Origin of the sequence: Lysinibacillus capsici, assembly GCF_020217405.1 — a bacterium.
In the GTDB taxonomy this organism is placed as follows: domain Bacteria; phylum Bacillota; class Bacilli; order Bacillales_A; family Planococcaceae; genus Lysinibacillus; species Lysinibacillus capsici.
Genome location: NZ_CP084108.1, coordinates 2,253,638 through 2,266,118, shown reverse-complemented (window position 1 = coordinate 2,266,118; position 12,481 = coordinate 2,253,638). Strand labels below are relative to the sequence as shown.

The 12,481-nt window shown below is 35.4% G+C and carries 14 protein-coding genes and 1 other annotated feature (1 of these 15 only partly in view); of the genes, 6 read left to right on the top strand and 8 right to left on the bottom strand.

Going from position 1 to position 12,481, the window contains the following annotated elements:
• Nucleotides 1-138: 138 nt before the first annotated feature.
• Entirely contained in the window at nucleotides 139-504 is a 366-nt protein-coding gene (locus LCP48_RS11060) for a hypothetical protein (protein ID WP_216486265.1), read from the bottom strand.
• Nucleotides 505-690: 186 nt separating this feature from the next.
• On the opposite strand from LCP48_RS11060, the gene LCP48_RS11055 reads away from it, so the two are divergent.
• Nucleotides 691-987, top strand: coding sequence for a hypothetical protein (locus LCP48_RS11055; RefSeq protein ID WP_225340982.1), 297 nt, complete (start codon nucleotides 691-693; stop codon nucleotides 985-987).
• 15 nt (nucleotides 988-1,002) lie between these two features.
• Here LCP48_RS11055 and LCP48_RS11050 read toward each other — a convergent pair whose 3' ends face one another.
• A complete protein-coding gene (locus LCP48_RS11050) occupies nucleotides 1,003-1,986 on the bottom strand; it encodes an HD domain-containing protein (protein WP_004230286.1) in 984 nt (327 codons plus the stop codon).
• Nucleotides 1,976-2,623: a class I SAM-dependent methyltransferase gene (locus LCP48_RS11045; protein WP_009371252.1), complete on the bottom strand. Its 648-nt coding sequence runs from the start codon at nucleotides 2,621-2,623 to the stop codon at nucleotides 1,976-1,978. Before LCP48_RS11045 ends, LCP48_RS11050 begins: the two co-directional genes overlap by 11 nt.
• Nucleotides 2,624-3,558: 935 nt before the next feature.
• Between LCP48_RS11045 and LCP48_RS11040 the strand changes: the two genes are divergently transcribed.
• A complete protein-coding gene (locus LCP48_RS11040; RefSeq protein WP_009371251.1) occupies nucleotides 3,559-4,212 on the top strand; it encodes a FusB/FusC family EF-G-binding protein in 654 nt (217 codons plus the stop codon).
• A 283-nt stretch (nucleotides 4,213-4,495) separates the two neighbouring features.
• Here LCP48_RS11040 and LCP48_RS11035 read toward each other — a convergent pair whose 3' ends face one another.
• The 3 genes from LCP48_RS11035 to LCP48_RS11025 all read right to left on the bottom strand — a co-directional run bounded on the left by LCP48_RS11035 (nucleotide 4,496) and on the right by LCP48_RS11025 (nucleotide 6,362).
• The gene (locus LCP48_RS11035) at nucleotides 4,496-4,672 is read right to left on the bottom strand and encodes a hypothetical protein (RefSeq protein ID WP_202342864.1); all 177 of its coding nucleotides are present in this window, start codon (nucleotides 4,670-4,672) and stop codon (nucleotides 4,496-4,498) included.
• A 120-nt stretch (nucleotides 4,673-4,792) separates the two neighbouring features.
• The gene (locus LCP48_RS11030; protein ID WP_225340981.1) at nucleotides 4,793-5,239 is read right to left on the bottom strand and encodes an HTH domain-containing protein; all 447 of its coding nucleotides are present in this window, start codon (nucleotides 5,237-5,239) and stop codon (nucleotides 4,793-4,795) included.
• A 226-nt stretch (nucleotides 5,240-5,465) separates the two neighbouring features.
• Complete coding sequence (locus tag LCP48_RS11025) at nucleotides 5,466-6,362, bottom strand: TetR/AcrR family transcriptional regulator (RefSeq protein ID WP_225340980.1); 897 nt, start codon at nucleotides 6,360-6,362, stop codon at nucleotides 5,466-5,468.
• A gap of 194 nt (nucleotides 6,363-6,556) precedes the next feature.
• On the opposite strand from LCP48_RS11025, the gene LCP48_RS11020 reads away from it, so the two are divergent.
• The gene (locus tag LCP48_RS11020) at nucleotides 6,557-6,859 is read left to right on the top strand and encodes a gamma-type small acid-soluble spore protein (protein ID WP_225340979.1); all 303 of its coding nucleotides are present in this window, start codon (nucleotides 6,557-6,559) and stop codon (nucleotides 6,857-6,859) included.
• A 150-nt stretch (nucleotides 6,860-7,009) separates the two neighbouring features.
• Here the strand turns inward: LCP48_RS11020 and LCP48_RS11015 are convergent, their stop codons facing one another.
• Nucleotides 7,010-7,510: an Rrf2 family transcriptional regulator gene (locus LCP48_RS11015; protein ID WP_004230296.1), complete on the bottom strand. Its 501-nt coding sequence runs from the start codon at nucleotides 7,508-7,510 to the stop codon at nucleotides 7,010-7,012.
• Nucleotides 7,511-7,679: 169 nt separating this feature from the next.
• On the opposite strand from LCP48_RS11015, the gene LCP48_RS23490 reads away from it, so the two are divergent.
• The 3 genes from LCP48_RS23490 (at nucleotide 7,680) to LCP48_RS11000 (ending at nucleotide 10,650) form a co-directional block, all read left to right on the top strand.
• The gene (locus tag LCP48_RS23490) at nucleotides 7,680-7,922 is read left to right on the top strand and encodes an NAD(P)H-dependent oxidoreductase (RefSeq protein ID WP_404805860.1); all 243 of its coding nucleotides are present in this window, start codon (nucleotides 7,680-7,682) and stop codon (nucleotides 7,920-7,922) included.
• 167 nt (nucleotides 7,923-8,089) lie between these two features.
• Nucleotides 8,090-8,527, top strand: a complete 438-nt coding sequence (locus LCP48_RS11005) for a carboxymuconolactone decarboxylase family protein (protein WP_225340978.1) — start codon at nucleotides 8,090-8,092, stop codon at nucleotides 8,525-8,527.
• 623 nt (nucleotides 8,528-9,150) lie between these two features.
• Complete coding sequence (locus tag LCP48_RS11000) at nucleotides 9,151-10,650, top strand: SH3 domain-containing protein (RefSeq protein WP_036219132.1); 1,500 nt, start codon at nucleotides 9,151-9,153, stop codon at nucleotides 10,648-10,650.
• Between the two features lie 586 nt (nucleotides 10,651-11,236).
• On the opposite strand, the gene LCP48_RS10995 is transcribed toward LCP48_RS11000, so the two are convergent.
• Entirely contained in the window at nucleotides 11,237-11,845 is a 609-nt protein-coding gene (locus LCP48_RS10995; protein WP_009371247.1) for a YpjP family protein, read from the bottom strand.
• A 599-nt stretch (nucleotides 11,846-12,444) separates the two neighbouring features.
• Nucleotides 12,445-12,481: a binding site (T-box leader), on the top strand (it continues 177 nt past the right edge of the window).

Genomic DNA, 12,481 nt, shown 5'->3' with positions numbered 1-12,481 from the left:
AAAACGATTATATCGTATACAACGATACATTAAAAGCGACCTCGTTAAAGTTTTTATTTTCAGATATTTTTCTTCAGTAAGCTTAGCATCTGATAGCCATCTGAGGGTAAACCTGTGTTGCAAGAAATTGAAAAGTATTCAAATAAAAAAGGCTATTGAAAAAATAGTGTATCCCTGCATAAGCAGCAAATAACGGGCAAGATAGCTGGCAAAAAGTAATACGGCTAAAGTCATGATAGGACCACCCGCTATAAATCCGAGCGACTGCTTGCGCGTTAAGCTACTCCCGTTTTGTGGGGTACAGAAGCCAAAAAATCCCCATCGAATATGGAAATGTATACGACCTACACGAAAGCTATCAGGAAGAATTTTTGCACCTAAATAAACATGGGCTCGTTCCTTTGAACATAGTATAACACCCAATGCATGCCCAATTTCATGCAACAGCGTGGAGATTGGTATGCCTACTACATATAAAAGCATAAAGGATAGAATAGACATCACAACTCACCCCCCTCCCAAATATTCTATCTATTTTTCATAAACATCTATCTTTCTGCATTTCTTGCTAAATAGGATCAATGAGTACTTGTGAACACTTACCTTCTACAGTATTATCACTCTATTCTGAATTTAATTTTGGGTATCCTATGTTATACTTTCTCTACTTTTTTAGTAGGTGGCACAATCATGGTACTAGCGCTACTACTTAGCCAATCAAAGTATTTATTTTTATCAGGTATCATTACGGCTTTACCGATATTGACGCTCATTAATATGGGCATGCAAATGAAAAATATGAAAGAAGATACCTTTCATATTGTTCTTCAAAACACGGTATTTGGAGCGGTTGGCATGCTATTATTTACTGTGCTCACCTTCCTCCTAACAAGCTGGTTTAAACCAGGCATTTCTGTTATGAGCGCGCTCGCTACGTATGCCCTATTTATGCTTTCTGGCAAATATCATTTATCCATGTTGGCCTAAAGAAAAGGAGCTGCCCTATGACAGCTCCTCCTTGATTATTTTCACATAAACACCCTGCTCAAACCTTTCCAAAGCAGAGATATTCATTGCTTTGACATGGTTAGATACCTCGCTCGCCTTCCATAGTCGCTGTTGATGATAGATAGCTGGATCGATGAGTCGCACTTTATTACGAAAATGAATGTCATGATTCTCTTGTTCTTCTCTTACCTCTACATTTTCATGTAATTGTTGTAAAAGAGCTTGAACGTCTTGATCATGTGAAGCCTTCATCTGCTGCAATACCTCATGATCAGTCTTGAGGAAATCTTCAAGCGTTAGAATTTGTTTTGCTAGCGACAGTTTTAATACTTTCGCTAACGAACTAGTCGCATAGATATTTAAAGGGTGCAAGAAAAAATCTAACACTTCCTGATAATAAATTTTCACAAACCATTCTGCACGCTCAATCGTTTTAACACACAATTCCCCCTGAAAAACGAATAAGTCCTGTAAAAATTTTTGGATATCTTCCAAAGTTAAATTTCCATAAAAATACATATCCCTTAATGTATAATCTATACGATCCGCACACAATGCTGGAGCAGGTTGTTCAAGTAACGACCACCTTGATGTATCGAGTATGTTCTCTACCTGGTAGCCATATTTTTTAAGAATCGCAGGTATCGAAGACTGTTTGATAACATCCATGAATATTGCTTCATGATAATCTTCCGCCTCATTTTCAAGGACAACATCCACCACATGGGAAAAAGCGGTATGGGAGACATCATGTAATAAGCCTGCCACCTGCTCCTGCAATGAACCGCCAAACTGTCTAATAAGCAGCATGACACCTACAGAATGCTCAAATCTTGAAATAGTCCACCTGCTATTTACTAGAAAGCCTGCCCCAGCCTGATGAATACCCTTTAAGCGTTGAACTGGCTTACTTACAATCAAATCCTCTAACAAACCATTGATTTCGAACTCCCCATATAAGGGGTCACTAATCAGCATTTATATTCTTCCGACTAATCACAAAGACTCCACCACAATGCGATAGTGGGTAAAAGGTTAACTCACAAATTTCCTTTAAGGAGACCTTTAGCTCCTCATGGACAAAGTAAAATTCATCCTCATCCCAGTATCCCTTGCTATCTTGACGACATTGCTCCAGCTGCTCCCTTGTCTGGAAAGCTACATCGCCAATTAAAATTTTCCCTGTTGGTGATAGGTGCTGTAATAATTGTGTGATATACAAAGCCTTTAGCTCATCTGTAAAATGATGGAGCGCATACGTACTAATAATCGCATCATAGGGCTGCTGTAATAGCTCCTGTGGCAAGCCATTCATTAAATCCCACTCCATTAGGTGAGCCTCTGGCATTTTTTCCTTGGCAATGGCAATCATGTTCGCAGAAAAATCAAAGCCATAAATCGAATGCCCCTGTTCATAAAGCTTCGCCGTTAATACCCCTGTTCCAAAGCCAATATCTAAAACAGTGGAAGCGGGAACAGCCATCACTTCATTGAAAATTTTATTTAAAATCGCCTTATAGCCTGCAAATGGGTATTGATCCTTTTCCTCACTGTGTTGTACCGTTTGGTCGTATCCATCGGCCCATAAATCAAAACCTTGTTTATTTAATAGCATAGTGCCTCCTACAATGTATAAATTCTCCAAGCATTCATTAATTTACGTTCAGTCATCTGTTTCATCATAAATCCCCCTTCATTAACCAATTCAGTCCATTATACCAATTTATTACCTTTTCAACAATTCAGAAAATAAACAGTGCTTTATCATTTATCAAATTGTCAAAAGCTGTTTTAATAACGATATTTATTTAAATTACAATAAACATTCTGGATAATGTTTCAATAAAAATTCCCAAAATATTACCACATTCCACTTTCTACGATATAATAATTATATTGGGTAGTTAAAATATAAAAAGGAGATGACTTTATGCAAGGTACAAACAAAAAGTCGTTGTTATGGATTAGCATTATAATGAGTGTATTGTCCATCTTCATTGCATCTTATGGTTCTAACATATTTGGAGCCCCATTCCCCTTTATAAGTTACATCGGTGAGAATGAGTTATCATCCGCATTTGCTTTATTTACTAAAAATGGCATTACTCAAATTCACTTTAATACACTTTATTTCTTTATAAATGTTACACTAATTTACTTTATCCTTTTTTACGGTAGAAAAATAATTAGTTCATTAAAATTAATTAAACAATCCTAATTTCAAAACAATTCAAGAGCAATTAGGACATTCACATGTTAATATGTCTATAGGCACTTATGGTCACCTGACTGACTTGAAAATTTTAACAAATTAATCTAAATTGGTCGCCTGTTTAATTCAACCTATTATAAAACCTCATATAAAACCCATATAAATCAATGTTTCCTTTAAAGGAGGGATCTAAATGATCGCATTCACTTGTAATGCATGCTCTAGAACGACTTCTTTAGGTCAAAGAGGTCAAGTTTAAGTTATAAACTAACAGAAATTGAATGATCTCTTTAGGCCAAAATGTAATCAAATAGCCTAATAAACAGGAGAGATTTCAAATGGAACTACAAACAATTCAGCCGTTTTTAACGGTTGCCAACTATCATTTACTAGAACAGCAATTAAATAAAATTCTACATGCACTGACAACAACAAAGGATAAAAACGTTATCCTAGCAGTACGTGGCCTTGTTGATACGGAGGTATCGACAAAATTAGCATTATCAGCAGCAGAAACAATGCTGATTGAACAGCTTTTTGCTGTCACGGATCGTGCACAAGGTGATGCATTTTTAGAGCAATTAAAACCATATGTCATCCCGTTCAAGCCGGTGACCGCTAGTACGCTTAAAGCCTTATTTAAAAAGGAAAAGAAGCTCAAGCTACCAAATCTAGAAGCACTCGATTTTCAGCAAATTTGTTATCTTGCTTGGGATGATGCTGGCACACATCGGAAATATGTTGTCCTTGAGCAAAATGGGCAGCTAAAAGGGATCAAAGGGATATTTGCTCATAACACGGTTCGTGGCATTTGCGCTATCTGTAATCGCCATTCAGATGTAGGCTTATTTACTACGTCCATTAAAGGACAGGTGGTAGGCACGTTTACCAACCACAGTAATTACATTTGTGCAGATAGTCAAACATGCAATGAACATGTTACGGATATGAACAGAACAGTGGAATTTTTCGAGCGTATCACACAAAAATAAATGAAAGAAGGCAGAAATGTTGTGCAAGCAACATTTCTGCCTTTAAACTTTATAAAGATCAACTTTTAGGGTAAAGAGAAATATTATCGGTTAGGATTACGATCAATAAATTTCTCTATTTCATCCGCTAATCCGTAGACAAGATGGAAATAGTGTTTTTCCGTCATGACACCCTTTTTTCGCCATTTTTGCATTTCTTCTTAATGAAATTGATAAAAGTAGCCTTCTACATCCCTTCTAGCAATTCCTTTTTTCTCCGCCATCTCTGCAATAGAAAGACCTTTCACCACTCTTGGTCGTATTCCTGCACTGTCATGCCCCCAAATTTACTTATAGCTTCATAATCATATTTGACATGGTATACAAGAATACCTTCCTTATTTTCTTCAGCATATACGGTTGTAGAAAATAAGAAAACTACGATAAATAAAAGCATATACACTTTATTGCCATTTTTCATTTTGGAACCCCCATATTTTTTGAGGTTACTGTGTGTGGTTCTCGTCATTACTATATGAATGAAAACGTGGAAGTCATGAAGCTTTTATGCCAAGGAATACTGTAATACCAGGGCTTGTCGTTAGTTATGTAATACAAAATGGAGCATGATACTATTCACGCAAATTTTCAATTCTACGTTCTTATCCATCGATAACGCTTGTCTAAAATCAATTAAGTCCTTTTCCTCTACATGAATCATTTTCGCGACACTATCCGTGGAAAACATGTATTCCTTGATGAGATCATTCAAAAGCAATGCGGCTCTTTCCCTTGCATCAAAGCCTTCAAAGCCAGCATATAACATAGCTATTTTTCGTTCAATCTTATCCAGCTGCTCCTTCGTAATGCTTCCCTTGTTATTCAATAAACTATCTAGCTCCTTCATTGGTAAATCAAATATTTTCGCAAGCTGCTGATGATTGAAACTAAATTTTTCAGCCACTTCTTGAATTTGCTGTTTCAGATAATCGTATCGGGAAATATTCGTGACAAAAGATACTTCTGCCCTATCCTTCAATTTTTTCACAGTCGTAACCCTCTTTTCACAATTAATTATTCAAAATGAAACGAGATTAAAAACCAGGACGCCATAAAAGTGGCAGTATTAATAAAAAAACGGAAATCGTAATAACAGTGGTAGTGCTTTTAGGGGATAAAGACTTACTACCCCTCCCTAGAATTGTTAGCCAACGAATTCAAAAGAAAAAACCAACTTTATGCTAATAAGCTGGTCTAGTCATTCAATCATTCATTTATGCCTTGCTGTTTTTCATCTTCATATAGAGCCAGAAAAGATTGGCTATTTCTTCAGCTTCATATTTATAAATTGTTTCAGCGAAAGAAGCACGAAATGGCTGTAGCATGATCTCTAAAACACTCATGCGGGGTGTTTCTCTCTTCATTTCATCCAAAAGCAAGCTAGAAAGTTCGAGTGATTTTTGTGGAAGTTCGATTGTCGAGATTTTTTTACAAAATTTCTCTAATCTCTCTTGTATTTGTTCACTGGTGATGGACTTATAGGCTAAATCCTTTTCTAACAAAAACATTTCCTGTGGTTCTAATAAAATTTCTCCACTCTTAATCATTTCTGGGAGAAAACTTTCTACATATTTCAATGACCGAGTAACCACTTTTTTTAGATCTATCGTCATATTAGTAGCCAAATTCCAATAAAAAGATAAATATTGGAATGTGCCAAAAAAGACGACCGCACACTCATAATAATAGTGCTTTCCTTCTTCTCCATAAATATCATAGAATCTGTTTTTTAACCAGGTAATTTCATGAAAGCGATGTTCCGCAAGAATTTCTTGCAACTCTTCATCATGCAAAAAGGAGATTTCTCGAAATAAAGGCATTAAATTATATTTTTCTTTAATTTTTAATGTGGCGATTAATTGTTCAATTAAAACGTCAACATCATCTTTTTTCTTACCAACTAAAATTTCCTCTTTTAAAACATTTCGTTCTTGGCGATTTTGCTCTAATACAGCTTTCAGGCATTCATTTTTAGATGAAAAATAGTTATAAAATGTACCTTTTGAAATATTTGCTTTATCTAAAATATCCTGAACCGATGTATGCTGATACCCTTTTTCGGTAAATAATTGTAATGTTGATTCGATAACGATTTGTTTACGATCTTTCATACATTTCTCCAATCTCTAAACACAATAACGAACTGACTACAATTATACTAGGAAAACTAGATTTCTTAAACTATGTAAATTTGATGCAAGAGGTCCTCATTCTGTAGTGCCAGTCCAAATCGGTTAGATTTTTCTAAAATGTATGGATAGTAAAAAACCTTCTGCACAGACTATTTTTCAGGAGGTGATATTTAATGGCGAATAATAACAACAACCAAAATTTCAACTCAAAAATTCCTAATGCAGCTCCAAACGCAATGAATTCAATGAATGTTGAATTCGGGAACGAGACTGATGTTAATCAAATCAAACAGCAAATTCAACAAGCTGAAGCTAAAAAGCAACAGGCTTCTGGTTCTATGAATGCAATGAATTCAATGAACGTTGAATTTGGGAATGAAACTGATGTTAACCAAATCAGACAACAAATTCAACAAGCTGAAGCAAACAAAAAATTTGCTTCTGGTAAATTTGCAAACGAAAATAATTCAAAATAGCTTTCATTCAACATCCGCAGCCGGCATCCTTGCCGGTTTTTTGTTTCTCAGAAAATTTTGGTTGATTCCTTCAAGATGAAATTCTCGCTTAAGATTTTCATTCAGGTAAACCGAATTTACATACATCTAAAATGATTCGATGAAGTTCTATCAATTTGTTTTTTTAAAAAAATTTTTTGCTTCTTCTATTTGCTCCTTTGGTAGAGTCCGCAGTAATTCTTGTTCTAACCACGCTATCGTTTTGCTTCTTAAATAATTTCGCATGTGTTCTTCCGCTTCCAGCATGACACTATTGATTGTACAGTTCGATTGACTTGAACAAGATTCGCACTTTTGTTTTTTATTTAGATAAGCAAAATTCGCTTTAATATTCTTACACTGAAATATCGGCTCTTCACCTTCAACCGCTCGCACAACATCCCAAAATGTAATATCTTCAGGTTTTCTATTGAGTCGATAACCCCCTTTTACGCCAGATACCGAGCTAACGATGCCTTCCTTGGACAATTTCCCTAAAACTTTTGAAAGATAGGTCTCCGATAATCCTTGAAATTCTGATAAATCCTTTATTCCTATACTTTCATTTTTTGGAACATCAATTAAATAAACAAGACTGTGTAGGGCATATTCAACCATCACACTATATTTCATTATTCCACCCTCTTAAAACATTTTGCTTACCATGATAGTAACACATTTAGCCATACATAAATGAATCAGTTTGACAAACAAGCATGAAAAGCGTATATTGTAGACAAAGTTAATCAACGATTAAGTAAATCAACGATTAATAAAATCTTTATTTAACTGGAGTATTTTTATGCGTAAACTACTTGTGATAAATGCACACCCTGAAGTGGACTCAAAGACATCTTTGAGCCTTCAGGTATTGGACCTTTTTCTAGGAACATACAAAGAAAATAAACAGCATGATGAAGTTATTGAGCAAAATAATCTTTATGAAGACGTTATTCCGATGATAGATAAAATTGTTTTAAGTGGCTGGGAACATTCACGAAATGGAGATCCTTTAACACACGAAGAAAATGGAACGCATGAATGAAATTTTTACCTTAAATCAATGTTTGCCTTTCTTGGCATAGAAGATGTTAATATTCTTCGTGTTCAAGGAACAGCCTTATTGAATACAGAAGATGTCTTACAAAATGCACTTTATCTAGCGGATCAATTATCAGTTGAATTAGCTAATAAATAATGGAGGGAATCACCATGACACAACGTATGAATTATTATGAAATTGCACCAGATGCTATGAAGGTAATGATGGAAATGGAAAAATACACTAAAAAGAGTTGTATTGAGAGAAAACTTCGTGAGCTCATTAAAATTAGAGCTTCTCAAATTAATGGCTGTGCCTATTGCATCAACATGCACTCTGCTGATGCTAAGAAAATGGGAGAGACTGAACAGCGCTTATACTGCATTAGCGCTTGGAGAGAATGTACTTTTTATTCAGAAACTGAAAAAGTAGCATTAGAATTAACGGAACATATTACGCTTATTCCAGAAAAACGCGTTCCTGATGAATTATATGAGCGTGTTCGCAAGCATTTTGATGAAAAGGCTTATGTCGATTTGGTTATCTTGATTAATCAAATTAACAGTTGGAATCGAATTTCTATTGCTATGGGGAATGTTGCGGAATAATAAATGGCTGCCTTAACAGGTAGCTATTTTTCTTATAGTAGTTTGATATTAATTGGAGTCGTACTTTCATTTGTCAGTCCCCCCTATCTCCCTTTAACAAAATGTAACTTTAGGAAATAAAAAAATTTCCCGGGTAAGCGCAAGAAAAGACAAATTCAATCCCACATTCCTCCATCAAGCGACTGTTTTCTTCATTTTCTTGCTTTTAAAAATACTAACAGAAGGAATTTTGGGGTAGTTTCTGTTCAATAATTATTTCCTTTGAACAGGTTCATCTTGAATACCTTCAATACCAAGTAATCCGTGATATTCCACATCATCTCAAAATTCCGGGATACATACTTTTCCATACCTTTCCCTATCAGTATTGCGTTTTCACCCAAACTCCTTTAAAAAAGTCTTAACACTTACTCCAAATGAAACAGAATTTGTTCACTAAAATAGTATCACTATTTCCAACCCTTTCACCGAATCAATATATGTTAGGGCTATCATTTATCATTCAGCCCTGTTAAATGAAAGAAACATTGAATATTACCCCTATCCCAAATATTGGGTTTATGATAACATATATCTGAGTCTTTTAACTTGGGAAAATATGAAAGGAAGTGTAATAACTAGAGATGAAAAAGATATTGAAACCCTTGATTAGTGGTATTGTCATTGGTGCCCTCTCTCTAACTATAAATATAGATGAAAATGTATTAGCTAATGATATTGCAAAAACATGTAAGTATGATTCGGCATCGAAGGTCAACCCTGATTATTCCACAATGAACTGTTTGTTAACCGAAACAGCGCTGAGTTATAATGTTCCTCCTGAAATTGTGAAGGCAATAGCGGAAGGTGAAAGTGGAAATTGGCGTCATTTCGATAGGAATGGTAAAGCGATTGTGACAGCTGATAATGGAATTGGCATTATGCAAATTACAAATCAAGCTGGCTACAATCAGGATAGACTAAAAAGCGATATTGTTTATAATATTCGAGCTGGTGTTGAGACTCTGGATGATATGTTTAAGCGGAAGGATTTGCCTAGCATCAACGGAGGGGAAAAAGATGTATTAGAACATTGGTACTTCGCTATCATGGCTTATAACGGTACTAAGCCAGTAAATAGTCCTTTTGTCCAAGCAACTGGTGAAAGAAATGCAAATGCCTATCAAGAAAGAATTCTCCAAATTATCGAGAAATTAGAATTAATAGACTTAGCAGAGCTGCCTTTTACACGCGAACATTTTCAATATGACTCTAACAGCAGGGAAAATATTAAATTTTCAGCGATGAACTATGATTTTGATTTACCATTAACAAAATCAAAGTACTTTTTTAAAACAAATCAAAAAGTTAGTGCAACAACTAATGTAACAGTTAGAACAAGACCTACGACGGATAGTCCTTCTATGGGTACTTTACGTAAAGGTGAAATTGTTACCATTACGGGCCCTTTTGAATATGAAGCAGTATCAACGAAGAAAAACCATTTTGTTTGGTATCCTGTGAAAAGAAATGATGGGACAGAGGGTTATGTAGCATCAAGTTATTTAAACTACTCAGCTTCAACGCCAACACCTACAACTCCAGTAGGTAGTATAGATATATCAAAGTTCGCTGATTATAAGGCAGACCAGTACTGGGCAGAGGATTTTCAATGGGCAGTCAACAAAGGGCTTATCAGCGGTTATCAAAACGTATACAACCCTGCCACAAAGAAATATGAAAACTTACTGAAACCAAACACAAATTTAACAGAAAATCAGATGTTATCTGTACTTTTCCGGTACTTTAAGTCAGAGGAATTAGCTTCAACAAAACCTAGTTCTTCATGGAGTGCAGATGTAAACTATCAACTAGCGAGTAAGTATGCTCTACCAACGCTTGGTGGTAATTCAGCGTCTAAACAGGTATATGCAGCCAAAGACATCACACGTGGTAATTTTGCTCGTATCCTAGCATCTATGCATTATGGAAAAACAGTATCTCAACCAGAAGCCATCCAGTTTCTACGTGAATTCGACTTAACAACTACTAAAACGGATGCAGAGTTTAAACCAAATGATTCTCTCACAAGAGCGCACGCAGTGGCATTCTTCCACCGTTATGAGCAAATATTCAATAAATAAATTGCTATATAAGTGAAAAGGTGACTATAAAAGTCACCTTTCTTTTATATGTTTGACTAAATGGTGCTATAAAGCCATATGTAGATTTACGGGAGAGGCTGTGAAAGCATAACAAAGGGACTTGCATATCGGGTAATCAATCCTAAACACAAGTTCTGTTCATATTGAAGGAAAGCACCCGTTAGCTTAAGTTCACATACTCCCATGAAAGACCTCCCCCTTTCTATCGAAACGGCTCTTTAGAAATTATTTATTTCTTCAAACGATTTAGTTTCTCAGAATGATTAAACCTTCTCATTAATATGACTACTTGAGTGGTAGTGCTTGGTTGGCATATCGAAGCACGACATCATTGCCAGCAGTTGCTATTTGTACATCACTGAAATATTCATCTACATTAGTCCATCCTATGATCCGTATCTTTTGCTGAACAAGCTGTCTTTTGAGATCGAAATACTCTTGGCGCAAATCTTTTAAAAGGGCATCCATCAGCGGAGTTATAACTAAATGACTTTTTACAAACGCTGATATATCAATGTTATCGCACAAAAAAACACTCGTCATGTAAACGAGTGTTTTATAATTATCATGACAACCACTTAGGTGGTGTGTTTTTTTCCCAATATATATCGCCAAGGTTGTTGTGTGCCATGAAGTTGTCCTCGACACTGTGGTAATGGAAGTTGTAGTAGTAGCCTTCCTGCGGTCTTTTTTCTGTACGCACATGGAAACGAATTAAATCTGTGCCTGTTTCATTATTGATGACATTGAAAATTTTCTCACCGTAATTACCACTTGGCCTTTCAGAGATGGTTAAAGATGCAGCAGTTTGATCATCAAGATTAGCGACTGTCATTGCGATGGCTTCCTCCATTTTCGGGAAGATGATGCTGTCGAATTCATTGCTAATTTTTGGACCAATTTTTGTGCCAAATTTTATGTACGATTGTTCTCTAGCTGCATCCACAAGTAAGGCATTATAATCAATCGCTTCCTCTTGTATCTGTAGCTGCTCGTCACTGCTATCATCATGCTCACCAGCTAAAGCAGTGCTTGTCCCTGATGAAGGGCCGATGGATGCACGGTTCGAAGGATTTTGATCAAATGCTTCCCAAATCTCATGTGTAGGCGTTATTAAACCAAATGTTAAAAACGCAACCATGATGACTATACTTTTCTTAACCCACGTTTTCATTTATTGTCACCTACTCTTTATGTACAAATTGGTAATTCTCCTATTATTATATACGTTCTCGCCATTAAAAGGTTTCATATTTCTATAATTCATTGTACAATATTTATGAATAATGTGTCGTTTTTTTAAAGGAGGTACAAAGCATGAGCATCGCAATGGGTATTGGTCTTTTATTAATGTTAGGTTACTTATCATCTTTATGTTTCACGGACTAATTTTTTTATTTTGTAATATGTACCCTACAAAGCCCTAAAAGCCTGTTATATGCAGTCTTTTGGGGTTTTTCATTTTTCCTTTACATTGCATAGTAACGCAAAATAATGCACACAGTTGGGGCTCATTTTGGGACTATGTTGGGGCTTGTTGGGGCTAATATAATATTAATAATTCTTGGCAGCGTGTAAGCAAAATTTCAAATTTAGTAATCGGATTTTGTATAATGTCCAGCTTTAGACCTCTTTCGAGAAGCTGGAATACGTTTACTAAAACAAATTCTATTACCAAAATCTTTTAAATTCAAAAATATAAAAACTAGTAGTAAAATTTAACAATTTTATTGAAAATGAAAAAAAGTAAGGGTATAATGACTTTTAAATATTAAAAAAACGAAGAACAGACAAAGTATGTCATTCCCTT

Excerpts from the sequence above, each read along its gene's own strand:
- LCP48_RS11035 (WP_202342864.1), bottom strand. The coding sequence starts at position 4,672 with ATGAAAAATGGCAATAAAGTGTATATGCTTTTATTTATCGTAGTTTTC.
- LCP48_RS11015 (WP_004230296.1), bottom strand. The coding sequence starts at position 7,510 with ATGAAATATAGTGTGATGGTTGAATATGCCCTACACAGTCTTGTTTAT.
- LCP48_RS10995 (WP_009371247.1), bottom strand. The coding sequence starts at position 11,845 with ATGAAAACGTGGGTTAAGAAAAGTATAGTCATCATGGTTGCGTTTTTA.
- LCP48_RS11005 (WP_225340978.1), top strand. The coding sequence starts at position 8,090 with ATGACACAACGTATGAATTATTATGAAATTGCACCAGATGCTATGAAG.
- LCP48_RS11045 (WP_009371252.1), bottom strand. The coding sequence starts at position 2,623 with ATGCTATTAAATAAACAAGGTTTTGATTTATGGGCCGATGGATACGAC.
- LCP48_RS11025 (WP_225340980.1), bottom strand. The coding sequence starts at position 6,362 with ATGAAAGATCGTAAACAAATCGTTATCGAATCAACATTACAATTATTT.
- LCP48_RS11040 (WP_009371251.1), top strand. The coding sequence starts at position 3,559 with ATGGAACTACAAACAATTCAGCCGTTTTTAACGGTTGCCAACTATCAT.
- LCP48_RS11050 (WP_004230286.1), bottom strand. The coding sequence starts at position 1,986 with ATGCTGATTAGTGACCCCTTATATGGGGAGTTCGAAATCAATGGTTTG.
- LCP48_RS11000 (WP_036219132.1), top strand. The coding sequence starts at position 9,151 with ATGAAAAAGATATTGAAACCCTTGATTAGTGGTATTGTCATTGGTGCC.
- LCP48_RS23490 (WP_404805860.1), top strand. The coding sequence starts at position 7,680 with ATGCGTAAACTACTTGTGATAAATGCACACCCTGAAGTGGACTCAAAG.
- LCP48_RS11020 (WP_225340979.1), top strand. The coding sequence starts at position 6,557 with ATGGCGAATAATAACAACAACCAAAATTTCAACTCAAAAATTCCTAAT.
- LCP48_RS11055 (WP_225340982.1), top strand. The coding sequence starts at position 691 with ATGGTACTAGCGCTACTACTTAGCCAATCAAAGTATTTATTTTTATCA.